18 protein-coding genes and 1 pseudogene are annotated in these 22,741 nt (G+C 68.9%); 8 read left to right on the plus strand and 11 right to left on the minus strand.

What is annotated here, in order from left to right; genetic code table 11:
* Positions 1-307 (minus strand): annotated as a pseudogene (locus tag HW445_RS01730) (hypothetical protein); the annotation flags it as partial.
* 47 nt (positions 308-354) lie between these two features.
* The gene (locus tag HW445_RS01735) at positions 355-2,706 is read right to left on the minus strand and encodes a DUF6049 family protein (protein WP_180219247.1); all 2,352 of its coding nucleotides are present in this window, start codon (positions 2,704-2,706) and stop codon (positions 355-357) included.
* A 280-nt stretch (positions 2,707-2,986) separates the two neighbouring features.
* On the opposite strand from HW445_RS01735, the gene HW445_RS01740 reads away from it, so the two are divergent.
* Positions 2,987-4,429 (plus strand): CCA tRNA nucleotidyltransferase, encoded by a 1,443-nt coding sequence (locus HW445_RS01740; protein ID WP_180219248.1) that lies wholly within the window; start codon positions 2,987-2,989, stop codon positions 4,427-4,429.
* A 113-nt stretch (positions 4,430-4,542) separates the two neighbouring features.
* Here HW445_RS01740 and HW445_RS01745 read toward each other — a convergent pair whose 3' ends face one another.
* The 3 genes from HW445_RS01745 to HW445_RS01755 form a co-directional block, all read right to left on the minus strand.
* Positions 4,543-5,832, minus strand: coding sequence for an MFS transporter (locus tag HW445_RS01745; protein WP_180219249.1), 1,290 nt, complete (start codon positions 5,830-5,832; stop codon positions 4,543-4,545).
* 128 nt (positions 5,833-5,960) lie between these two features.
* On the minus strand, positions 5,961-7,043 hold the full coding sequence (locus tag HW445_RS01750; protein ID WP_180219250.1) for an inositol-3-phosphate synthase: 1,083 nt from the start codon (positions 7,041-7,043) through the stop codon (positions 5,961-5,963).
* 41 nt (positions 7,044-7,084) lie between these two features.
* On the minus strand, positions 7,085-7,768 hold the full coding sequence (locus HW445_RS01755) for a PadR family transcriptional regulator (RefSeq protein ID WP_180219251.1): 684 nt from the start codon (positions 7,766-7,768) through the stop codon (positions 7,085-7,087).
* A gap of 372 nt (positions 7,769-8,140) precedes the next feature.
* Between HW445_RS01755 and HW445_RS01760 the strand changes: the two genes are divergently transcribed.
* Entirely contained in the window at positions 8,141-10,777 is a 2,637-nt protein-coding gene (locus HW445_RS01760; RefSeq protein WP_180219252.1) for a transglycosylase domain-containing protein, read from the plus strand.
* A 108-nt stretch (positions 10,778-10,885) separates the two neighbouring features.
* Positions 10,886-12,496 (plus strand): glycosyltransferase family 87 protein, encoded by a 1,611-nt coding sequence (locus tag HW445_RS01765; RefSeq protein WP_180219253.1) that lies wholly within the window; start codon positions 10,886-10,888, stop codon positions 12,494-12,496.
* 6 nt (positions 12,497-12,502) lie between these two features.
* On the opposite strand, the gene HW445_RS01770 is transcribed toward HW445_RS01765, so the two are convergent.
* The 3 genes from HW445_RS01770 to HW445_RS01780 form a co-directional block, all read right to left on the minus strand.
* Entirely contained in the window at positions 12,503-13,534 is a 1,032-nt protein-coding gene (locus HW445_RS01770) for an alanine racemase (protein WP_180219254.1), read from the minus strand.
* Positions 13,535-13,636: 102 nt separating this feature from the next.
* Complete coding sequence (locus HW445_RS01775) at positions 13,637-14,758, minus strand: peptidoglycan bridge formation glycyltransferase FemA/FemB family protein (RefSeq protein WP_151773632.1); 1,122 nt, start codon at positions 14,756-14,758, stop codon at positions 13,637-13,639.
* A 239-nt stretch (positions 14,759-14,997) separates the two neighbouring features.
* Entirely contained in the window at positions 14,998-15,324 is a 327-nt protein-coding gene (locus tag HW445_RS01780) for a hypothetical protein (protein ID WP_180219255.1), read from the minus strand.
* A gap of 261 nt (positions 15,325-15,585) precedes the next feature.
* On the opposite strand from HW445_RS01780, the gene rpsF reads away from it, so the two are divergent.
* The 4 genes from rpsF to rplI all read left to right on the plus strand — a co-directional run bounded on the left by rpsF (position 15,586) and on the right by rplI (position 17,291).
* Positions 15,586-15,876 carry a 30S ribosomal protein S6 gene (gene rpsF, locus HW445_RS01785; RefSeq protein ID WP_086797674.1) on the plus strand — a complete coding sequence of 97 codons (291 nt, stop codon included), beginning with the start codon at positions 15,586-15,588 and terminating at the stop codon, positions 15,874-15,876.
* A gap of 77 nt (positions 15,877-15,953) precedes the next feature.
* Positions 15,954-16,544, plus strand: coding sequence for a single-stranded DNA-binding protein (locus HW445_RS01790; protein WP_180219256.1), 591 nt, complete (start codon positions 15,954-15,956; stop codon positions 16,542-16,544).
* A 45-nt stretch (positions 16,545-16,589) separates the two neighbouring features.
* Positions 16,590-16,826: a 30S ribosomal protein S18 gene (rpsR, locus tag HW445_RS01795; protein WP_006381652.1), complete on the plus strand. Its 237-nt coding sequence runs from the start codon at positions 16,590-16,592 to the stop codon at positions 16,824-16,826.
* A gap of 18 nt (positions 16,827-16,844) precedes the next feature.
* Entirely contained in the window at positions 16,845-17,291 is a 447-nt protein-coding gene (gene rplI / locus HW445_RS01800; RefSeq protein ID WP_180219257.1) for a 50S ribosomal protein L9, read from the plus strand.
* 168 nt (positions 17,292-17,459) lie between these two features.
* Here rplI and HW445_RS01805 read toward each other — a convergent pair whose 3' ends face one another.
* A complete protein-coding gene (locus HW445_RS01805; RefSeq protein WP_180219258.1) occupies positions 17,460-18,797 on the minus strand; it encodes an MATE family efflux transporter in 1,338 nt (445 codons plus the stop codon).
* Between the two features lie 462 nt (positions 18,798-19,259).
* On the opposite strand from HW445_RS01805, the gene dnaB reads away from it, so the two are divergent.
* Positions 19,260-20,741 carry a replicative DNA helicase gene (dnaB, locus tag HW445_RS01810; RefSeq protein WP_180219259.1) on the plus strand — a complete coding sequence of 494 codons (1,482 nt, stop codon included), beginning with the start codon at positions 19,260-19,262 and terminating at the stop codon, positions 20,739-20,741.
* Between the two features lie 6 nt (positions 20,742-20,747).
* Here dnaB and HW445_RS01815 read toward each other — a convergent pair whose 3' ends face one another.
* Together HW445_RS01815 and HW445_RS01820 are read right to left on the minus strand one after the other, a co-directional pair.
* Positions 20,748-21,314: a dihydrofolate reductase family protein gene (locus HW445_RS01815; protein ID WP_180219260.1), complete on the minus strand. Its 567-nt coding sequence runs from the start codon at positions 21,312-21,314 to the stop codon at positions 20,748-20,750.
* A gap of 125 nt (positions 21,315-21,439) precedes the next feature.
* Complete coding sequence (locus HW445_RS01820) at positions 21,440-22,687, minus strand: GNAT family N-acetyltransferase (RefSeq protein WP_180219261.1); 1,248 nt, start codon at positions 22,685-22,687, stop codon at positions 21,440-21,442.
* Positions 22,688-22,741: the final 54 nt, after the last annotated feature.

Here is a 22,741-nt window from a genome sequence, read left to right on the forward strand (position 1 = left end):
GAGGCTCCTGCGGCCTGCTGTGGCCGTAGGGGTCCTGCGGACCCGGTGCGGCCGGCGGATGCATGGCGCCGTCGTAGAACGCCTCGCCGACCGGCTCCTGCGAGAGATCCTGCTCCCGACGGTCCGGCCCTTGAGAGGGGTCCCGGTCGTAGGGGCCCTGACCGTAGGCGTCCTGACCGTAGGCGTCCTGGTGGTACACGTCCGTGGGCGGATGCGGCGGCACCTGCCCGTGCTCGGTCGGCGGCACGCCGGGGTGGCCCGAGCCGCCCGCGGACCGGCCGCGGTCACCGTCGTACGGCGCGTTCATGGTTACCCCACCTCATGGTTTCCCGGGCCGACCGGCCACGACATCGCTCAACGGTCCACTTTCTCACCCGTGGCGGACGGGTCGGCGCTTTCGGCCGAGGTGTCCGGGCGCGGGTCACTCGCCTGCTCGGAGGCGTCCGGGCCGCCTTCGGCGCCGTCCCCGGGCTCGTCACCCGCGGCCGCCTCCGCATCGCCCTCGTCGCGCGCCGCGGCGCGCTTGCGCTGGGTGTACATACGGAAGCCTGCCAGGACCAGGATCAGCACGCCGCCTCCGATGACCAACATCACCGTGGCGGTCACCTCGGTCGCGCGGACGTCGAAGGCCACCGAGCGGCCGTAGGCGTGCCCGTCCTCCGTGTAGAGCTGGGCGACCACCGTGACGGGGCCGTTGGCGTTGGCCGAGGTGGTGAACTTCACCGAGTGGCTGTGCCCACCGGACACAGAGATCGGCTGTTCGTCGTACTTCTGCCCGTCGATCTCCAGACGGGAAGGGTTCGTGGAGGTCAGCCGGAGGACCAGACCCTCGACGCCCTGCACCAGGTTGTTCTGCACCGTCACCGGGATGGTGGCGCTGTGCCCGGAGAGCTTGGTCTCCGATTTGTCGATCAGCGACACCTGGTCGGCGAGGTCGTCGAGGTAGGCCTTCACATCGGCGCGGTAGTCGCCCGCCGCCCCGGCATGCCCCCGCCAGGAGACGGACATGGCGCGGTTCATGGCCCGGCCGAAGGGCGTGACGACCCGGTCCTCGTTGCTGAGGATCACCTTGAACCTGTCGAGCTTTGCCTGTGTCTCGGCGATCTGCTCGAAGGCGTCCCGGGGGAGCTCCTTCTTCCGCAGTGCCGACGGGTAGGCCGACTGCGGCGGCACGGTGGTGGAGGCCCGGGGATCCGGATCGTCCTCCACGGCCTCCGAGAGTGGCTGCGGGGTCGACCAGGACCCTTCCCGGAGGGCGGTCAGGGCCTCCGCCATCGCCTGTGCCTGGCTCGCGGACGGCATCCGCTGCGGGGCGACGACGATGCTGCGGTCCTTGTTGGTCTGCTGGGTGATCGCCACGCTCTGGGCGAGGAACTTCTGCACGGCCAGGGTGGAGTTCTCCGCCATGGTCAGGTCGCCCTCGAAGGCCGTCGACAGCCATGCGTCGGCCACCACCGCGGTGGTACCGCCACCGATGGGGCGGGCGGCCGAAGGGGTGTAGGAGAGGTCGTCCTTGAGGCTGTCGCTGCGTGCGATCACCTTGTCGGCGCCGGCGGAGGTGGCCACGTTCTTGATGGCGGGGTCCAGCGCACCGTCGACGGGCCAGGCGTACTCCGTGCTGGGCTCCACATGGAGGATGGTCCGCACGGTCTCGGCGGCCACGCCGGTGGCTTCCTTGAGGTGGTTCAGCGTGCCGCTGACATTCCGGCCGTTGTGCGCGACGGAGGCCAGGTCAGGGTCGCCGTAGGGCAGCGCGACGACCTCCTGGTCCTCGACCGCGGAGGAGAGCTTGGCCAGCCAGCGGTTGGCCTGGGTCTCGTGCTGCTGCGTGCCGGCCACCGTCCGGCCGTCCTCGGTCTTCACCCGGTAGGAGCCGTCCGCCATGGCGTCCACGGCGGCGAGCAGGTCCGGGTCGACCACCCAGGTGATGTCGAGCCGGTCACCCAGCGAGACCATGCGGTCCAGGCGGCCACCAGGCGCGATCTCGCGGGACAGCGAGTCGTTCAGGAACACCGGGGCCTGCTGCTCGTCGGTCTCCGCGGTCATCTGCACGGAGGAGATCAGCGGCCAGAGGAAGGTCGTACGGGTGCTGGTCCCCTTCTCCGGCTGCCAGGGCAGCACGGTCCGCTGGATGCCGAGCACCTGCTCGGCCCACGGCTGGTCGGCGGTGCGGCCCGAGACCGAGACGCCGAACTGGTACACCCCGGCACTTCCCAGGCCGAGCTCGTCGGCCGGGACGGTGATGGTGAAGGGCTGCGACACCTTCGGCTCGAGCCTGGCGAACTCGGCGGTGTGGTCGCCGCCGACCGCCTCGCCCTCCACGCCGTTCTGGAACGCGGTGCGCCGGGAGACGTCCTCGATCGACGAACGGGTCTGCAGCGACTCGCCCAGCCGCAGGTCGACCCGGGCTTCGGTGACGGCCTGCTTGCCCGTGTTGGTGACGGTGCCGGAGACGGTCAGCGTGTCGTCCTCGGTGACGACGCCCGGTGTCACCTTGTCCAGGGAGACGGAGACGGGCCCGGAGGCGTCCTGAGCGGCCTCCGCGGCCGCCGGTGTGGCCGTGGGGGCGGCTGCCGCCGGTCCGGCGGAGGGCAGCTGGAGGAAGCCGGCCAGCAGAGGCGCTCCGGCAAGCACTGCGCCGGTGCGCCGCAACCACCGGCGGCCAGGTGAGGAACTCATCCCCTGGAAGTCTGCCGCCTGGGCCACGCGCTCGTCCGTCCCTCGTCGTCGGTGGTGGTCTTCGGTACCGGATCTTCGGCCGCCGGTCGTACGGCGACCGGCCGCGGCTCGTTCCGCTCGCCGGCTCCTGTCCGAGTGTGCGTCCAGGCATGGTAACGAGGTGGGAGGAGAGGAAGTGCCACGGACCGCTGTGCAGGACCCCGGCGGAGCGCTGTGCGAGGCCCGGCCGGCTGTGCCGTCGGTCATACATGGCCCGGGAATCCACTGGCGAGCGCCCCGAGTGCCGGGCCACGTACTCTTTTCTGTTGTGCCGAACGCCAACGAAGACAAGTCCAGTGCCCTGAGCCAGGCCGAGAGCCTCGCGGTGAGCGAGCTGCTGAGCGTGGCCCCTGTCGCCGACGATCTAGGACACCGATTCCAGGAGGCGGGGTTCCGTCTCGCCCTGGTCGGCGGATCGGTACGGGACGCCCTCCTGGGCCGGCTGGGCAACGACCTGGACTTCACCACCGACGCCCGCCCCGAGGACGTGCTCAAGATCGTGCGGCCCTGGGCGGACGCCGTCTGGGAGGTGGGGATCGCCTTCGGCACCGTCGGCTGCCAGAAGGACGGGTACCAGATCGAGGTCACCACCTACCGTTCGGAGGCGTACGACCGCACCTCCCGGAAGCCCGAGGTGTCGTACGGCGACTCCATCGAGCAGGACTTGGTGCGGCGTGACTTCACGGTGAACGCCATGGCGCTCGCACTCCCCGAGAAGGAGTTCGTCGACCCCTACGGCGGCCGTGACGATCTGGCGCGCCGGGTGCTGCGCACGCCTGGAACTCCTGAGGAGTCCTTCTCGGACGACCCGCTGCGGATGATGCGCGCCGCTCGGTTCGCCGCACAGCTCGACTTCGAGGTGGACCCCGCGGTCGTCACCGCGATGGGCGACATGGCCGGACGGATCGAGATCGTCTCCGCCGAGCGGGTCAGGGACGAGCTGAACAAACTGATCCTTTCCCCGAACCCTCGCAAGGGCCTCACCCTGCTGACGGAGACCGGACTGGCCGACCACGTCCTGCCCGAGCTTCCGGCGCTGCGTCTTGAACGGGACGAGCACCACCGCCACAAGGACGTCTACGACCACACCCTGATCGTGCTGGAGCAGGCGATCGATCTGGAGGAGAACGGGCCCGATCTCGTCCTCCGTCTGGCGGCTCTGCTCCATGACATCGGCAAGCCGCGCACCCGCCGCTTCGAGCAGGACGGCAGGGTCTCCTTCCACCACCACGAGGTGGTCGGCGCCAAGATGACCAAGAAGCGGATGACGGCACTGAAGTACCCCAACGAGATGGTGCGGGATGTCTCCCGTCTCGTGGAGCTGCACCTGCGCTTCCACGGGTACGGCACGGGCGAGTGGACCGACTCCGCCGTCCGCCGCTATGTGCGGGACGCGGGGCCCCTCCTGGACCGCCTGCACAAACTGACCCGTTCCGACTGCACCACGCGGAACAAGCGGAAGGCTGCCGCTCTCTCCCGTGCCTATGACGGTCTGGAGGAGCGCATCGCCCAGCTCAAGGAGCAGGAGGAGCTGGACTCGATCCGCCCGGATCTGGACGGCAACCAGATCATGGAGATCCTCGGGGTCGGTCCCGGCCCGGTGATCGGTCAGGCCTACAAGGCCCTTCTGGAGCTCCGGCTGGAGAACGGCCCCATGGAGCACGACGCCGCGGTGGCCGCACTCAAGGAGTGGTGGAGCGGCCAGCGCTGACCCGAGGTGCCGACCCGGGATGTTTCACGTGAAACATCGGTGTGGTGCGAGGTGCCGTTGTGTCGATGGGCGATGTTTCACGTGAAACATCGCCCATCGAGTGTTCGGGGTGGTCACCCGCGCGCCTGCGTCGAAATGCGCCACAGGGTCACCGCGGTGATCCCGTACAGCGCCGCCACGGTGAGCACCAGCACCGGTGAGCGGCCGTCGGCGGGCAGCATCAGTGCCGCCACGCCGGCCGCTCCGACGAACGCCACATTGAACAGGACGTCGTAGACCGAGAAGACGCGGCCGCGGAACCGGTCCTCGGCGTGGGACTGCACCACCGTGTCGGTCGAGATCTTCGCCCCCTGGGTGACCACCCCCAGCAGGAAGGCGGCCGCCATGACCGGTGCCGGCGTGAACGGCAGCACCAGGGCCGGTGCGAGCACGGTGGCGCATGCGGTGCAGAGAGTCATCCAGCGCAGCGGCCCCAGGCGTCCGGCCGCGGAAGGGGTGATCACCGCGGCGACGAAGAAGCCGGCGCCCGATGCGGCCACCGCCACTCCGAGCAGCGCCAGGCCGTCCTGTGTTCCTCCGGATGCCGTGCCGGTGCTCCAGGCGTGGCGGCAGAGCATCAGGACCATCACCGTCTGGGCGCCGTAGCAGAAGCGCATCACCGTCATCGAGCCCAACGCCCAGGCGGCCTGACGCCTGCCGGGTTCCGTGAGGTGGTGCAGCCCTTCCGACAGGCCGCGAGCGGTGCCGGTGAGGGCCTGCCGAAGCCGGGGAGCGGGATCGCCGTCCCGGTCGGGTCCCAGGAGGTCGGGCGCCATCCGCAGGGACGCCAGCCCGGCGCAGAGATACAGGGCGGCGCCCAGGAGGACGACCACGGCGTCGGAGTCGGCACCGGTGAGCCTCACCACGAAGGCCAGGCCACCCCCCGCCGTGGCCGCGAGGGTGCCAGCCGTGGGGGTGAGGGAATTCGCGGTGACCAGCCGTCCGCCGTCGACCACCCGGGGCAGAGCCGCGGAGAGGCCGGCCAGGACGAAGCGGTTGACCGCGGTGACACAGAGGGCGGAGGCGTAGAAGAGCGGGCCCGGTGCCCCACCCAGCATCAGCACGGCGGTCAGCAGAGCGAGGAGTGCGCGCAGCAGACTGCCGTACAGCAGGATCTGCCGTCGGCTCCACCGGTCGAGCAGGACTCCGGCGAACGGCCCGATGAACGAGTACGGCAGGAGGAGCACAGCCATGGCCGAGGCGATTGCCGCGGCCGAGGTCTGCTGCTCCGGGGAGAAGACCACATAGGTGGCGAGTGCCACCTGATAGACGCCGTCCGCGCCCTGGGAGAGCAGCCGTACGCCGAGGAGGCGGCGGAAGTCACGCAGGCGCAGCAGGACGGACAGGTCGCGTACCGCAGACATGGGGCTCAGCCTCACATACCCGGTGCCCGGAACGGGGGGAGGGGCCCCGGGCGACATGCCCGGGGCCCCTCCGGGTCCCTGTGGTGCTCACACCGTGCAGCGGGTGGAGCAGGTGAGGCGGACGGACGTCAGCGCTCGATCTCGCCCGAGATGAACTTCTCGACGCTGGCACGGGCCTCGTCGTCGAAGTACTGGACCGGCGGGGACTTCATGAAGTAGCTGGAGGCGGAGAGGATCGGGCCGCCGATGCCGCGGTCCTTGGCGATCTTCGCCGCGCGCAGGGCGTCGATGATGACACCCGCCGAGTTCGGGGAGTCCCAGACCTCGAGCTTGTACTCCAGGTTCAGCGGAACGTCACCGAAGGCGCGGCCCTCGAGGCGGACGTACGCCCACTTGCGGTCGTCGAGCCAGGCCACGTAGTCGGAGGGGCCGATGTGGACGTTCTTCGAGCCGAGGTCCCGGTCCGGGATCTGCGAGGTGACGGCCTGCGTCTTGGAGATCTTCTTGGACTCCAGGCGCTCGCGCTCGAGCATGTTCTTGAAGTCCATGTTGCCGCCGACGTTCAGCTGCATCGTGCGGTCGAGCACGACACCGCGGTCCTCGAACAGCTTCGCCATCACGCGGTGGGTGATCGTGGCGCCCACCTGCGACTTGATGTCGTCACCGACGATCGGCACGCCGGCCTCGGTGAACTTGTCCGCCCACTCCTTGGTGCCCGCGATGAAGACCGGGAGCGCGTTGACGAAGGCGACCTTGGCGTCGATGGCGCACTGGGCGTAGAAGCGGGCGGCGTCCTCGGAGCCGACCGGCAGGTAGCAGACCAGGACGTCGACCTTCTGGTCCTTGAGGACCTGGACGACGTCGACCGGCTCGTCGGAGGACTCCTCGATGGTCTCGAGGTAGTACTTGCCGAGACCGTCGAGGGTGTGGCCCCGCTGGACGGTGACGCCGGTGCGCGGCACGTCGCAGATCTTGATGGTGTTGTTCTCGGAGGCGCCGATGGCGTCCGCGAGGTCGAGGCCGACCTTCTTCGCGTCGACGTCGAAGGCGGCGACGAACTCCACGTCACGGACGTGGTACTCGCCGAACTGGACGTGCATCAGGCCAGGCACCTTGGACGCCGGGTCGGCGTCCTTGTAGTACTCGACGCCCTGCACCAGCGAGGCGGCGCAGTTGCCCACGCCGACGATGGCTACGCGAACCGAACCCATTCCGGTGGCTCCCTGTGTGTACTCGGTGAAACCGTGCGGCTTCACGTGTTGTTGTCTTCGGGCGTCTCGGGCGGGGTGCCGTCCCCACGCCGGTTCTGGTCGCCCGTCGCTCCAGATGACGTGTCCTGCTGAGCGGAGTCCGAGGACGTCGACCGCTTCTGGTCCCGTCCGGCCCGCTCGCTCTCGATGAGCTCGTTCAGCCAGCGCACCTCGCGCTCCACGGACTCCATGCCGTGGCGCTGGAGCTCAAGGGTGTAGTCGTCCAGGCGCTCCCGCGTCCGTGCGAACGAGGCGCGCATCTTCTCCAGACGCTCCTCGAGCCGGCTGCGTCGGCCTTCCAGCACTCGCATGCGCACATCGCGGGAGGTCTGCCCGAAGAAGGCGAACCGAGCCGCGAAGGTCTCGTCCTCGTAGGAGTCGGGGCCGGTCTGCGAGAGCAGTTCCTCGAACCGCTCCTTACCTTCCGCGGTCAGCCGGTAGACGATCTTGGCGCGGCGCCCGGTGAGCGGGGCGGCCAGGGCATCCACAGGTTCTGCGGAGGGCTCCTCGATCAACCAGCCGTTTGCGACCAGCGTCTTGAGGCATGGGTAGAGGGTTCCGTAGCTGAAGGCGCGGAAGACACCCAGCGACGTGTTGAGCCGTTTGCGCAGCTCGTAGCCGTGCATCGGGGACTCGCGGAGCAGGCCGAGTACGGCGAACTCGAGGATGCCGGATCGCCGGCTCATCGTCGCCTCCTCTCTGCCGCGGGCTGTCGTGGGTCGACTTTATATTTCCCCGATGTATCGAGTCGATACATCCAGACGATAGGTCGGCTCCAGGCGGCGTACAAGAGGAGACTCGGTGAGCGGCGTCACATCATCGAATCGGGTGCATCGCTATGCGTCGTTCATGGTTGAGAACCCCATTTGCGCACGTTCGGCGATGCGTAGTCTGTGCGGCATGCATACCGCCGGGAACCAAGTGACGTCCGTGGAACGTCCACGTCCCAGGTGTAGTACGGCTGAGCGAATGACCATCGGCCGTACGTCGGGGGGACCGGAAACCAGCCGCTGTTTCCAGGCGCTCGTGTACGCGCCTGCCCGAGGAGTAATCGTTCGATGAGCGAGCACCGTCGCAAACCGCCACAGCCGCAGGGAGGCGGACGTGCCGCGGCCCGACGCGCCCAGTCCGGTTCGCCCTCCGGCCGCCGCGCGGCTCCGCGAGGAGCCACCGGCTCCCCGTCCGCGGGCTACCAGGGGCCGGGCGCGGAGGAGCGTCCGCAGGGAGGCCGTGCCGAGGCCCGCCGGGCCGCGCAACGGTCGGGTGGGGCCGGAGGAGGGCGTCGCAGAGCGGCCCCCGAGGGGCGGCGTGGCCGATCTGCCGCGTCCCGAGACCGGTTCATCGACTATCCGCGTGCCGGGAAGTACGGCGCCGCCCGATGGGTGCCGTCGTGGCGCCTGGTGACGGGCATGTTCGTCGGCTTCTTCGCCGGCCTCCTGCTGGTGGGCGGCGTGGGGTACGCCATGGTGGACATCCCGAAGGCCGACGAGGCGGCGACCGCGCAGAACAACGTCTTCTACTGGTCCGACGGCACCCAGATGGCGTCCACCGGCGGTAAGGCCAACCGTCAGATCGTGCCGCTGGACGAGATCCCGGACGAGCTGCAGAACGCGGTGATCGCCGCCGAGAACGCCTCCTTCTACGAGGACAAGGGCGTCGACCCGATGGGTATCGCCCGCGCGCTCTTCAACATGGCCAAGGGCGACGAGGTCCAGGGTGGATCGACGATCACCCAGCAGTTCGTGAAGAACACCTACCTGGACCAGAGTCAGACGCTGACGCGGAAGTTCAAGGAGCTGTTCATCTCCATAAAGGTCGGCGCGAAGATGGAGAAGGAAGAAATCCTCGCCGGCTACCTGAACACCGCTTACTACGGACGGGACGCCTACGGCGTCCAGGCCGCCGCCCAGGCCTACTTCGGCAAGGACTCGAAGAAGCTCACGGCGGAGGAGAGCGTCTTCCTGGCCTCGGTCCTCAAGGGTCCCAACCTCTACAACCCCGACGGCGGCGTCGGCTCCAGCGCGACACCGAAGGCGAACACCGAGCGGGCCGAGAAGCGCTGGGACTGGATCCTGGACCGCATGGTCGAGGTCGACCGGATGCCGCAGTCCGAGCGCAGCAAGATCACGGACTTCCCCAAGCTCAAGAAGCAGAAGTCCAAGCTCGCCGGCCAGACCGGCTACCTGATCGACATCGCCAAGAGCTATGTCGCGAAGACGGCCGACATCTCCACCGACGAGCTGGAGAAGGGTGGCTACCGGATCTACACCACCTTCGACAAGGACCGGGTGCACGAGCTGGAGGAGGCCGTCCAGAAGACGCGTGACGACCTCCTCGACGAGAAGAAGCGCCCCGACACCGACACCCACGTGCAGTTCGGTGCAGCGTCCATTGATCCCGACTCGGGAGCCATCGTGGCCGCCTACGGTGGCGACGGGTACGACAAGGGGCACTACACCAACAACGCGGACACCATGGGTGTACCGGTCGGATCGACGTGGAAGCCGTTCGTGCTGGCGTCCGCCATGGAGTACGGCACCGTCCACACCGACGGTCAGCCCCTCTCGCCGCAGAGCCTCTACCAGGGCAACGACCTCACGGTGATCAATGACCAGAACGGCGAGCCCATCAAGAACAACAAGGGCCTCCCGTTCCGGCAGAAGAACGAGGGCACCCAGGCCTGGGGGCTGATCACGCTCGACAAGGCCATGGAACAGTCGGTCAACGTTCCGTTCGTCCAGCTGGGCATCGACGTGGGGCTCGACAACACCCGCAAGACCGCGATGGACCTGGGCATCCTGGAGGACAGCTTCGACTCCGGGAACATGAACAACGCCTCGTTCTCCCTGGGCACCTCGACCCCCAGCGCGATCCGGATGGCTGACGCCTACGCGGGCTTCGCCTCGTCCGGTACGCATTACGAGCCGTACTCGGTGACCAAGGTCATCGACGCGCAGAAGGACGTGGAGCTCCCCGGCTTCGAGGAGCCCGAGAAGGAAGAGGCACTCGAGCCCGCGGTCGCCGACAACGTGACCAAGGTGCTGGAGAACGTGGTCCAGAACGGCACGGCCAAGGCGCTCGCCGACCTGCCCTTCCCGAACGCCGGCAAGACCGGTACGACCGACGAGAACAAGTCCGCCTGGTACGTCGGGTACACCTCGGAGCTCTCCACCGCGGTGGCGATGTTCCGGACCAACCCGAAGGACAAGGAACTGCTGTCCATGAAGGGCGTCGGTGACCTGCCCTCCATCCACGGTGGTGACATCCCCGCCGACGTGTGGAAGGAGTACATGTCGGTGGCCATGCAGGACAAGGACTACAAGCCGCAGCCCTTCCCGGCGCCCGCGCCTCTCGGCACGGTCTACAACCCGTCCCCGAGCCCGGAGCCGAGCGCTTCGGAGACCGAGAGCGAAGAGGACGAGGAGAAGGACGACAAGCCCACGCCGAGCAAGCCGGTGGATCCGCCCTCGAACTGTGAGCCCTTCGACTTCGAGTGCATGACCAACGGCGGAAACACCGACGGTCAGACCACCGACGGCGGAACCCTCGGTGAGACGGACTCCGGAGGTACGACCGGCAGTACGGACGGTGGTGGAAGCGGTGGTGAGGAAGACAGCGGCACCATCACGGAAGGCACGGTCTTCGGCAACACCAACACCGGTGGCGGGAACGGCAGAGGCGGAACAACCGGATAGCTCCGGAATCGGCCGTCACGTCCGTTTCACGTGAAACATGGGGCCGCCGCACCTTCGGGTGCGGCGGCCCTCGCCCGTTTCGGACGCCGGTACGGCAGGATGTGCGCCATGCCGAGCGCAGAGACGACGCACCAGAGCACCCCCGAGCCCCCCGAGCCCGGGACCGGAGCCACCGTGGCGCAGGTCCGAGTGGAGCCGGTGTCCCCCACGCACGAGGATCCGGTGGCCGTGACGGGCAGCGAGTTCCTGGGCGGTCCCTCGGGGCGGCACCTGCTGACCGGCGCGTCCTGGTGGTCGCCCGTCCGCGTGGTGGTGCTCGTGGCGATGGCTCTCTTCGCCCTGGGACTGATCCAGAAGGCTCCCTGCTACAACGGGGGCTGGTTCTACGGCGCGGGCGCCCAGTACACCCATGCCTGCTACTCCGACATTCCGCACCTCTATCACGCGCGCGGCTTCGCGGAAGGTCTGGTGCCGTACTTCGACCGGCTGCCGGGGGACATGGATTACCTCGAATACCCGGTGCTCACCGGCGTGTTCATGGAGGTCGCCTCCTGGCTGACCCCTGACGGCGGAAGCTTCCAGGACCAGAGCCAGAACTACTGGATGGTCAACGCCGGCATGCTGATGGTCTGCGCCGCGGTGATCGCCGTCTGCGCCGCGCGGACCCACGCCCGGCGGCCATGGGACGGCCTGCTGGTCGCCCTGGCACCGGCCTACGCGCTGACCGCCACCATCAACTGGGATCTCCTGGCCGTCGCCCTGACGGCCGGCGCGATGCTGATGTGGGCGCGCTCCCGTCCGCTGGCCTTCGGTGTCCTGCTCGGTCTGGCCACGGCCGCCAAGCTGTATCCGGTGTTCCTCCTGGCGCCACTGCTGGCGCTCTGCTGGCGCTCGGGACGCTTGCGGGAGTACGCGACCGCCGTGGCGGGGGCCGTGGGCGCCTGGCTGGTGGTGAACGTACCGGTGATGCTCTTCGCCTTCGAGGGCTGGTCCAAGTTCTACCGCTTCAGTCAGGAGCGGTCGGTCGACTTCGGCTCCTTCTGGCTGATCCTCGACCAGCGCACCGACCTGGACCTCTCCCCTGCCGTGGTGAACCCCCTTGCGCTGGTGCTCACCCTGATGGCGGTGGCCGGTGTGATGGCCCTGTGCCTCTCCGCGCGCCGGCGGCCGCGGTTCGCCCAGGTGGCCTTCCTGGTGGTCGCGGCCTTCATCCTCACCAACAAGGTCTACTCCCCCCAGTACGTCCTCTGGCTGGTGCCGCTGGCCGCCCTGGCGCGGCCGAGGTGGCGTGACTTCCTGATCTGGCAGGCCTGCGAGGTCATGTACTTCCTGGGCATCTGGATGTACCTGGCGCAGACCAGCGGCGGCGACGGCGCCAAGGGCCTCCCCCTGCAGGGGTATCAGTTCGCGATCCTCCTGCACCTGGTGGGGACGCTGTTCCTCTGCGCCGTGATCGTCCGTGACATCGTCCGGCCGGAGGGCGACGTGGTGCGGCGGTCGGGCGAGGACGATCCCTCGGGCGGCGTGCTCGACGGAGCGCCGGACGTTTCCCGCCGTGCGGCCGGAGACGACTTTTCCCCTGGGGGGAGCCCCGAGGACGCCGAGCGCTCCGACGACGCAGGCTCCCCGGCGGACGAGTCCGACGACGACCCGTGGAAGTACCGCGGCGGCTCCCTCCGCAAGGAGAAAGCCGCCGGGAACAAGGACGGGAACGGGTAGAACGGCTCAGTTGTCGACGAGCCGGTCGAACTGCGTCGTGGTGTGACGCAGGTGCGCGACCAGCTCGTCGCCCACGGTGGGCTCCGGTGCGTCCGCCGGGACGAACAGGATCGAGACCTGCATGTGCGGAGGCTCGGCGAACCACCGCTGCTTGCCCCCCCAGACGAAGGGCGACAGGTTCCGGTTGACGGTGGCCAGACCGGCCCGGGCCACGCCCTTGGCCCGCGGCATCACGCCGTGCAGCGCCTTGGGCGCCTCCAGGCCGACACCGTGCGAGGTGCCGCCCGCGACGACGACCAGGTAGCCGTCCGAGGCCACCTTCTGCTGGCGGTAGCCGAACCGGTCGCCCTTGGAGACTCGCGTGACGTCCAGTACGGCGCCGCGGTACTCGGTCGCCTCGTGGTCGCCCAGCCACAGCCGGGTGCCGATCCGCGCCCGGAAGCGGGTCTGCGGGAACTGCTGTTGCAGCCGCGCCAGTTCGTCGGCCTTGAGGTGGCTGACGAACATGGTGTGCAGCGGGAGCCGGGCGGCCCGCAGACGGTCCATCCATCCGATGACCTCCTCGACGGCGTCCGAGCCGTCGGTGCGGTCCAGGGGCAGGTGGAGGGCGAAGCCCTCCAGACGGACGTTCTCTATGGCGGTGTGCAGCTGCGGGAGATCGGCCTCGCTGACGCCGTGGCGCTTCATCGAGGACATCACCTCGATGACCACACGCGCCCCCACCAGGCCGTAGACCCCGTCGACCGACGAGACCGACCGGATGACCCGGTCCGGCAGCGGCACCGGCTCCTCGCCGCGCCGGAAGGGCGTCAGGACCAGCAGGTCGCCCCCGAACCAGTCCTTGAGCTTGGCGGCCTCGTAGGTGGTGCCGGTGGCGAGGATGTCGGAGCCCAGTCGGGTCGCCTCCTCGGCCAGCCGCTCGTGACCGAAGCCGTAGCCGTTGCCCTTGCAGACCGGGACCAGGCCGGGGAACGAATCCTGCACGTGCTTGTGATGTGCCCGCCAGCGCGCGGTGTCGACGTAGAGCGTGAGCGCCATGGCCGGTCCGGACCCTTCTCGTGGCTGCGGATATGAGGTGTAGAGGTGGCTGTGCCGCCGTGCGGCGGCCTCAGCTGACTATGGAAGCAAACACCGTGGTGGTCAGCGGCGCGACATGTAGATGTCGAGAGCCTTGTGGAGCAGCTTGTTGAGCGGGAAGTCCCACTCGCCCAGGTACTCCGCCGCCTGGCCGCCGGTGCCCACCTTGAACTGGATGAGACCGAAGAGGTGGTCCGACTCGTCGAGCGAGTCGGAGATGCCCCGCAGGTCGTAGACGGTGGCGCCCAGCGCGTAGGCGTCCCGGAGCATCCGCCACTGCATGGCGTTGGAGGGACGGAACTCGCGGCCGGCGTTGTCGGACGCGCCGTAGGAGTACCAGACGTGCCCGCCGACGATCAGCATGGTCGCCGCGGACAGGTTCACGCCGTCCTTGCGGGCGAAGTACAGCCGCATGCGGTTGGGGTCCTCGGCGTTGAGCGCCGTCCACATGCGCTGGAAGTAGGAGAGCGGACGGGGCCGGAAACGGTCGCGGACCGCGGTGATCTCGTAGAGGCGCTGCCACTCCTCGAGGTCCTGGTAGCTCCCCTGGACGACCTCGACGCCGGCCTTCTCGGCCTTCTTGATGTTGCGACGCCACAGCTGGTTGAAGTTCTTGTGCACGTCGTCGAGCGAGCGGTTCGCCAGCGGAACCTGGAAGACGTAGCGGGGCTGGACGTCGCCGAAACCGGCACCGCCGTCCTCACCCTGCTGCCATCCCATCCGGCGCAGCTTGTCGGCGACCTCGAAGGCGCGCGGCTCGATGAAGTCCGGCTCGATGTCGCGCAGCCGCTTCACGTCCGTGTCCTGGATGCCCTTCTTGATGGAAGGGGCGTCCCAGCGGCGGATGATCACCGGCGGGCCCATCTTCACCGAGAAGGCGCCCTGCTCCTTCAGGTGGGCCAGCATGGGCTCCAGCCAGTCGTTCAGGTTGGGCGCGTACCAGTTGATGACCGGACCTTCGGGCAGGTAGGCCAGGTAACGCTTGATCTTGGGAAGCTGCCGGTACAGCACCAGGCCCGCGCCGACCAGTTCACCGCTGCGGTCGTCGAACCAGCCCAGGCTTTCCGAGCGCCACTCGGCCTTCACATCCGCCCACGCCGGTACCTGCATGTGGCTCGCCGAGGGCAGGCTCTGGATGTAGGCCAGATGCTGTTCTCGGCTGATCGTCCTCAGGGTCAGGCTCATTCGGGGCGCTCCTCGGCTGGCGTGTCCCCACATGTAGGGGCTCCGGCTCTCGCGCCGAAGCCTACTGTGCCTGCCGAACGTACTGGCGGTCACGTACGGGGTCCGCCCCGGTCCGGGGACCGGCGGGGCCGGTGCGGACCGGGGCGGACAGGGGGACGGGGATAACGGGGAAAGGGGAAGGAGGACCCCGATGGATCTCGATGGTCCGTGCCGCCGGGACGACGGCGTCGGCGGTGGGGCTACGACACCACCCCGCCGAAGAGACCTCCGTGGGACATGCCCAGGAAGAATCCGAGTGCGCAGGCGCCCAGGCCGATGATCAGCCCGAACCGCTCGCGGGTGGTCGCCGAGATGAACTGGCCGAAGCCTCCCGTGAGGATGCCGACCAGGCCGGCCCATGAAGTGATCAGGTGCAGGTTGTGGAAACCGGCCGTCACCAGGGCCAGCACACCGAGCACCAGCGTCACGCCGAGCAGGGCGTTCACCTTGGGGTGGGGCTTGTGGTCGGTGGCGAAGAGGGACCCGTGAATGGTGGGCCGCGGCTGCGAACGCGTTGTCTGTGCCATGAGCACCTCCCGACGGAAGCGGCGCATCCTAGTCGGCGAGTACCCGATATGTGCCGGATCGACGCTGCTCGCGCACGGATTTCAGCCGGAAGCCGGTGTGCGGGTAGTCTGTACCGTCTGCACCGGTGTCTGCCCATGTCACGAAGGCTTCCGCCTCGCGTGTCAGTGGGTCCCGATACCGTTGCTCATGCAACACCACGCATACAACCCTCCTGCCACGGATCGACCGTGGCCGCTGAGTCCAAAGGAGGTGGGTTCCACATGCGTCACTACGAGGTGATGGTCATCCTCGACCCCGATCTGGAGGAGCGCGCTGTCGCCCCCCTGATCGAGAACTTCCTCTCCGTCGTCCGTGAGGGCAACGGCAAGGTCGAGAAGGTCGACACCTGGGGCCGTCGTCGTCTCTCGTACGAGATCAAGAAGAAGCCCGAGGGCATCTACTCGGTCATCGACCTGCAGGCCGAGCCTGCGGTCGTCAAGGAGCTCGACCGCCAGATGAACCTGAACGAGTCGGTCCTCCGGACCAAGGTCCTCCGTCCCGAGATGCACTGAGCCTGCGGGCTCGGTCATTCCCGGGAATCGAGTAGCACCACCAGCAGCCAGCAGCAAACCCGCTGAGAGGTTCCCCCATGGCAGGCGAGACCGTCATCACGGTCGTCGGCAATCTGGTCGACGACCCCGAGCTCCGCTTCACGCCGTCCGGTGCGCCGGTCGCGAACTTCCGTGTCGCGTCCACCCCCCGCACCTTCGACCGGCAGACCAATGAGTGGAAGGACGGCGAGAGCCTGTTCCTGAGCTGCTCGGTCTGGCGGCAGACGGCGGAGAACGTCGCGGAGTCCCTGACGAAGGGCATGCGCGTGGTCGTCCAGGGCCGGCTGAAGCAGCGGTCCTACGACGACAACCAGGGCGTCAGGCGGACGGTCTACGAGCTGGACGTCGAGGAAGTCGGCCCCAGCCTGCGGAACGCCACGGCGAAGGTCACCAAGACCTCCGGCGGCGGTGCCCGCGGCGGCCAGGGCGGTTACGGCGGCGGCAACCAGGGCGGCGGCAACCAGGGTGGCGGCGGCTGGGGCGGAGGCCCCGGCGGCGGTCAGCAGGGCGGTGGCTCCCAGCCCGACCCGTGGGCGACCGGCGGTGCTCCCGCAGGTGGCCAGGGCGGCGGCGGTTGGGGCGGCGGCTCCGGCTCCGGCGGTGGCTACTCGGACGAGCCCCCCTTCTAGGGCGGACTCGTCACCCACACTTCTTGATCACACAGGAGAATCACCATGGCGAAGCCGCCTGTGCGCAAGCCGAAGAAGAAGGTCTGCGCGTTCTGCAAGGACAAGGTCCAGTACGTGGACTACAAGGACACGAACATGCTGCGGAAGTTCATTTCCGACCGTGGCAAGATCCGTGCCCGCCGCGTGACCGGCAACTGCACCCAGCACCAGCGTGACGTCGCCACGGCTGTGAAGAACAGCCGTGAGATGGCGCTGCTGCCCTACACGTCCACCGCGCGATAAGGGAAGGGTGACCGAACAATGAAGATCATCCTCACCCACGAGGTCTCCGGCCTCGGCGCTGCCGGCGACGTCGTCGACGTCAAGGACGGCTACGCTCGCAACTACCTGATCCCGCGGAAGTTCGCTATCCGCTGGACCAAGGGTGGCGAGAAGGACGTGGCGCAGATCCGCCGCGCCCGCAAGATCCACGAGATCCAGACCATCGAGCAGGCCAACGCCGTCAAGGCGCAGCTCGAGGGCACCAAGGTCCGTCTGGCCGTTCGCTCCGGCGACGCCGGTCGTCTCTTCGGCTCCGTCACCCCGGCCGACATCGCTTCCGCGATCAAGGCTTCCGGTGGCCCCGAGGTCGACAAGCGCCGCATCGAGCTGGGCGCCCCGATCAAGACCCTGGGCTCGCACGAGACCTCGGTGCGTCTGCACCCCGAGGTCGCTGCCAAGGTCAGCGTCGAGGTCGTCTCCGCCTGAGCCTCGGCTCGGGACTGAGCTGACGCTCACGACCACCGAGAAGGGCCGCACCCCGTAGGGTGCGGCCCTTCTTGTCATCCTGTTCGGTGCCGCTGTGCTGTTTCACGTGAAACGACGGCGGGTCTCCCCTCCCGTGAGGTTCTCCGTCCAAGGGGACGCCGGCCGCCGTCAGCGGGTCGCGCCGGTAACGACCCACCGTCCGGACCGGGCGCGCCACCAGAGGGTCAGGAGGCGCACGGCCATCATCAGGGTCATTGCTCCCCAGAGCGCGGTAAGACCGCCGCCCATGACGGGCACCAGGAGTGCGGCCGGCGTGAAGACGACGAGCGTGGCGAGCATGGCCCAGGCCAGATAGGGGCCGTCACCCGCGCCCATGAGCACGCCGTCCAGTACGAAGACGACCCCGCAGAGCGGCTGGCCCAGTGCGATGACGATCAGAGCCGGGAACGCCGCGTCATGGACCGTGGTGTCGCCGGTGAACAACGGCAACAGAAGGGGCCGGGCCAGCACCACCAGAAGTCCGAGGGCGATGCCCGCGGCGATGCCCCACTCGACCATGCGGCGGCAGACTTCGCGGGCCTTCTGAGCATCTCCGGCCCCGAGGTAGCGCCCGATGATGGCCTGGCCGGCGATGGCGATGGCGTCCAGGGCGAAGGCCAGCAGGCTCCAGAGGGAGAGGACGATCTGGTGGGCCGCCACATCGGCGTCGCCCAGCCGGGCCGCGACCGCAGTGGCGATCATCAGAATGGCCCGCAGGGAGAGGGTGCGGACCAGCAGGGGGACGCCGGCTTGGGCGGATGCCCGGATTCCTGCCGCATCCGGACGCAGTGACGCCCCGTGGCGCCGGGCCCCTCGCACGACCACGACCAGGTAGACGGCCGCCATGCCGCACTGGGCGATCACCGTGCCCCAGGCGGAACCCGCGATCCCCATGCCGGCGCCGTAGACCAGCACCACATTGAGGACCGCGTTGGCCACGAATCCGGCGACGGCCACCCGCAAGGGAGTCTTGGTGTCCTGCAGCCCCCGCAGCACACCGGTCGCGGCCAAGACGATCAGCATCGGGGGTATGCCGAGCGAGGAGATCCGCAGATAGGTGACGGCGTACGGGGCCGCGGTGTCGGAGGCGCCGAACAGCCCGACCAGGTCCGGAGCGGTGGGCAGTACGACAGCGATCACCGCGCAGCCCAGGAGCAGTGCCAGCCAGATGCCGTCCATGCCCTGACGGATGGCGGCGCCGAGATCACCGGCACCGACCCGCCGGGCAACGGCGGCGGTGGTCGCATAGGCGAGAAAGACGAAGACGCTGACCGCAGTTGTCAGCAGAGCGGACGCCACGCCGAGACCGGCCAGCTGTGCGGTGCCCAAATGCCCGACGATGGCGCTGTCCGCGAGGATGAAGAGGGGCTCGGCGACCAAGGCCCCGAAGGCCGGGAGGGCCAGCGCGATGATCTCGCGGTCGTGTCGGCGGCGGCCCGTCCGACCGATAGCGGAAGCCTGTGTCATAAGCACCAATCTAATCTTCCACAGGTAAGAGGCGCAACGCAGTTACAGCACTTACTTTGCCAGGGTCGACGTGGCCTCTCGCACAGCGTTCCGGTAGATCTTGGCCGGGCGGCCGATTTTTTTCTTCTGCACAACCCGTGGACCGCGTTAGTACAGGTCAGCGCGATGGTGGCAGGAATCCTGCGGGCTTGTTCACAGCGCTGTCCACCGACTCGTGCACAGGATTCGCGGGGTTGTCCACAGCATACGGCCGGTCTTCCACATGGCCTGTGGATAACCAGATTGGCTGAGGGTGGCTACGGGCTTAGCGTGGTGCGGTGCTCGCCCCCCGCGCCGGGTGGAAAAACCCCCACGTAACCGGCACATCCCCAGGGTAGGCGGGCAGCTCGATCTGTCAGAGCCGTGCCGTACAACTGGTAGGCACGGCGAGGTCCGCGCGGCGGACGGGAGGAGGGTCGCTCGGTGAGCATTTCCGAGCCCTTGGACGACCCCTGGGCCGAGAGCGGTCCCAGTGATCGTCTGCCCGCGTCGCGCCGCCGTGAGGACTCCGGGCCGGGCCGCTCCGGCGGTCGGGGCGACCGTTCCGGGGACGGAAGGTGGGCCGATCAGGAGGTCTCCCCCTTCGAACGGGTGCCGCCGCAGGACCTCGACGCCGAACAGTCCGTGCTCGGCGGCATGCTGCTGTCCAAGGACGCCATCGCCGACGTGGTGGAGGTCCTCAAGGGCCACGACTTCTACAAGCCGGCCCATGAGCTGATCTACCAGGCCATTCTGGACGTCTACGCCAAGGGCGAGCCGGCCGACCCGATTACCATCGCCGCGGAGCTCACCAAGCGCGGCGAGATCAACAAGGTGGGCGGCGCCGCCTACCTGCACACCCTGGTCCAGACGGTTCCCACCGCGGCCAACGCCGAGTACTACGCGGAGATCGTCCACGAACGGGCCGTGCTGCGCCGCCTGGTGGAGGCCGGGACCCGGATCACCCAGATGGGATATGCGGCGGACGACGACGTCGACGAGATCGTCAACCGCGCCCAGGCCGAGATCTACGCCGTCACCGAGCAGCGCACCAGCGAGGACTACCTTCCGCTGGGCGACATCATGGAGGGCGCGCTCGACGAGATCGAGGCGATCGGCTCCCGCAGTGGGGAGATGACCGGTGTTCCCACCGGTTTCACCGACTTCGACGCCCTCACCAACGGTCTGCACCCCGGTCAGATGGTCGTCATCGCGGCCCGTCCGGCCATGGGCAAGTCGACGCTGGCGCTGGACTTCGCCCGTGCGGCGTCGATCAAGCACCAGCTGCCCAGCGTCATCTTCTCCCTGGAGATGGGCCGCAACGAGATCGCCATGCGTCTGCTCTCCGCGGAGGCGCGGGTGGCCCTGCACCACATGCGGTCCGGCACCATGACCGACGACGACTGGACGCGCCTGGCGCGCAGGATGCCCGACGTCTCCGCCGCCCCGCTCTACATCGACGACTCCCCGAACCTGTCGATGATGGAGATCAGGGCCAAGTGCCGCCGGCTGAAGCAGCGCAACGACCTCAAGCTGGTCGTCATCGACTACCTCCAGCTGATGCAGTCCGGCGGATCCAAGCGCGCCGAGAGCCGCCAGCAGGAGGTCTCGGACATGTCCCGTAACCTCAAGCTGCTGGCCAAGGAGCTGGAGATCCCGGTGATCGCGCTCTCCCAGCTGAACCGAGGCCCCGAGCAGCGGACCGACAAGAAGCCGATGGTCTCCGACCTGCGCGAGTCCGGATCGATCGAGCAGGACGCCGACATGGTCATCCTCCTGCACCGCGAGGACGCCTACGAGAAGGAGTCCCCGCGCGCGGGCGAGGCCGACCTGATCGTGGCCAAGCACCGTAACGGTCCGACGGCCACCATCACCGTGGCCTTCCAGGGCCACTACTCGCGCTTCGTGGACATGGCCCAGAGCTGACGCTGCTCAGCGCCTCGTCGCGTACCTGCTCAGGACCACGCCGTCGGGAAGCGTCCGCGTCTCCACCAGGTTCAGGTTCACCCAGCTGTCCACCGCGGCGAAGAAGGGCGTGCCGCCGCCCACCAGGATCGGATGGGTGGCGATCACGTATTCGTCGATCAGCCCGGCACGCATGGCCGCCCCGGCGAGCGTCGCGCCGCCGATGCTCATCGGGCCGCCGTCCTCGGCCTTGAGCCGGGTGATCTCGGCGATCGCGTCGCCGGGGACCAGGCGGGCGTTCCAGCCGACCTCGTCGATCGTCGAGGAGAACACCACCTTCGGCGTGTCCCGCCAGTTCCGCGCGAACTCGATCTGCGCCGGGGTGGCGCCGGGCTGCTGGTCGCCGGTCGGCCAGTAGGAGCTCATCGCCTCCCACAGCTTGCGCCCGTAGAGGGACAGAACGGTCGCAAGCTCGTGGTCGAGCCACCACTGGAACAGCTCGTGGCTCGGGGGTCCGCTCCAGCCGATGTCGTCGCCGGCCGCGGCGACGTAGCCGTCCAGGGTCAGGTTCATGCCGTAGACCAGTTTCCGCATGGCCCAGCCTTCCGTCCGTGGGTGTCCGGTGTGGAGACCAGCGTGGCCCGGGAACCTCATCGGCGCGCGATCCGGCTCGCCCGGGCCCCGCGTGCGTCCGCGGGGAGTCCGCGGACGCGAAGGCGTCAGAACCAGTGCAGGCAGTGCGGGGGACGCTCCGCGCGGAAGAGCGCGTCCGCGACGGCGGCCGCGCCCGGGCGGTGGGCCCGGATGTGTCCCGCCCGCACCAGGGTGCTCACCGAGGTGCCGCCGAGGTAGACGGCGCCCAGGTCCTGCACGTCCAGTGACAGGTCGGGTTCGCGGTCGGTCGGGACGCACTCCGCCTTCCCGTCCCGGACGGTCAGCAGGTGGCGTCCCCGCTCGCCGAGGAACGGGTCGTCGACGTCGAGGACCAGCTGGCCGTCGGTGAACCAGCCGCGGGAGGTCAGCGCCCGGGGGACGTCCAGCAGGCGCACCCAGAGCCAGTCGGTGACGTGGCCGACCTCGGCGGCGCGGAGGTCGGTGAGCTGCCAGGGCAGCGGGTGCCCGGGCGGGACGTGCTTGAACACGGCCTTCTCCACCAGGTCGTGGCCGAGGACGAAGCCGGCCAGGTCCGTGAAGACCGCGTCGTCGGCGGCGACGGTCTCGTCGACCGTCAGGACCTGGTCCGTGAGCGAGTAGCTGGCGTAGCCGTCCGGTATGCCGTCGGCGTCCCGGTGGACGGCGACGTACCGGGGCGCCTCGGAGACGGGAGGCTGCCCCGCACCCCGTTCCCACCAGCGGTGGGGCCGGGAGAGGGCGCCGGGCTGCGTGCGGCGGTACCGGTCGTAGACCTCTTCCAGGAGCTCTCCGCACCTGGAGCGGCGCAGCACCTCCACGGAGCCCGGCCCGGTGTTCGCGCCGGGGCCCGGTCCGGCGTTGGCTCCGGGGCCCGTCCCGCGTGCCCGGGAGAGCGCCCAGGCTGCCTGGTGGCGCGGCACCGTCAGCCGCTGCGTGTAGGTGGCCGGCCCGTAGCCGAACCTGCCGTAGATCGGGGCCTCCGAGGCCAGCAGGACGGCGAGGACCTCCCCCCGGGCCTTCAGGTCGGTGAGCTGCCGCCGCATCATCGCGGTGAGCACACCCTGGCGGCGGTGGGTGGGCAGGACGCCGACCGCGGTCACCCCGGGGGCCGGTACGAGGACCTCGCCGGGCAGCGTGAGCTCGAAGGAGTACGCGCCCGCGGTGCCGATCGGGCGTCCGTCGTCCGTCTCGGCGATCAGGCCGCGGTCCATCTCGAACGCCGACCACCAGGCGCCCCTGCCGTCGGCCGGGGTGTCCGGGACGATCCCGAAAGCGACGTGGAGGGTGTCGACGAAGACGTCGAGGTCCTGGTCGGTCGTGGAACGGATCTCCATCGCTGGTGGTGCCTCCCCGGGATACCGGCACCACGACCGTGGCGCCCGCCACAG

Source organism: Streptomyces sp. UH6, assembly GCF_013421635.1.
Taxonomy (GTDB): domain Bacteria; phylum Actinomycetota; class Actinomycetes; order Streptomycetales; family Streptomycetaceae; genus Streptomyces; species Streptomyces abyssomicinicus.

What these genes read in the sequence shown, in the direction of transcription:
- HW445_RS01745 (WP_180219249.1), bottom strand. Translation starts at nt 5,832, where the DNA reads ATGTCTGCGGTACGCGACCTGTCCGTCCTGCTGCGCCTGCGTGACTTC.
- HW445_RS01750 (WP_180219250.1), bottom strand. Translation starts at nt 7,043, where the DNA reads ATGGGTTCGGTTCGCGTAGCCATCGTCGGCGTGGGCAACTGCGCCGCC.
- HW445_RS01755 (WP_180219251.1), bottom strand. Translation starts at nt 7,768, where the DNA reads ATGAGCCGGCGATCCGGCATCCTCGAGTTCGCCGTACTCGGCCTGCTC.
- HW445_RS01760 (WP_180219252.1), top strand. Translation starts at nt 8,141, where the DNA reads ATGAGCGAGCACCGTCGCAAACCGCCACAGCCGCAGGGAGGCGGACGT.
- HW445_RS01765 (WP_180219253.1), top strand. Translation starts at nt 10,886, where the DNA reads ATGCCGAGCGCAGAGACGACGCACCAGAGCACCCCCGAGCCCCCCGAG.
- HW445_RS01770 (WP_180219254.1), bottom strand. Translation starts at nt 13,534, where the DNA reads ATGGCGCTCACGCTCTACGTCGACACCGCGCGCTGGCGGGCACATCAC.
- HW445_RS01775 (WP_151773632.1), bottom strand. Translation starts at nt 14,758, where the DNA reads ATGAGCCTGACCCTGAGGACGATCAGCCGAGAACAGCATCTGGCCTAC.
- HW445_RS01780 (WP_180219255.1), bottom strand. Translation starts at nt 15,324, where the DNA reads ATGGCACAGACAACGCGTTCGCAGCCGCGGCCCACCATTCACGGGTCC.
- rpsF (WP_086797674.1), top strand. Translation starts at nt 15,586, where the DNA reads ATGCGTCACTACGAGGTGATGGTCATCCTCGACCCCGATCTGGAGGAG.
- HW445_RS01790 (WP_180219256.1), top strand. Translation starts at nt 15,954, where the DNA reads ATGGCAGGCGAGACCGTCATCACGGTCGTCGGCAATCTGGTCGACGAC.
- rpsR (WP_006381652.1), top strand. Translation starts at nt 16,590, where the DNA reads ATGGCGAAGCCGCCTGTGCGCAAGCCGAAGAAGAAGGTCTGCGCGTTC.
- rplI (WP_180219257.1), top strand. Translation starts at nt 16,845, where the DNA reads ATGAAGATCATCCTCACCCACGAGGTCTCCGGCCTCGGCGCTGCCGGC.
- HW445_RS01805 (WP_180219258.1), bottom strand. Translation starts at nt 18,797, where the DNA reads ATGACACAGGCTTCCGCTATCGGTCGGACGGGCCGCCGCCGACACGAC.
- HW445_RS01815 (WP_180219260.1), bottom strand. Translation starts at nt 21,314, where the DNA reads ATGCGGAAACTGGTCTACGGCATGAACCTGACCCTGGACGGCTACGTC.
- HW445_RS01820 (WP_180219261.1), bottom strand. Translation starts at nt 22,687, where the DNA reads ATGGAGATCCGTTCCACGACCGACCAGGACCTCGACGTCTTCGTCGAC.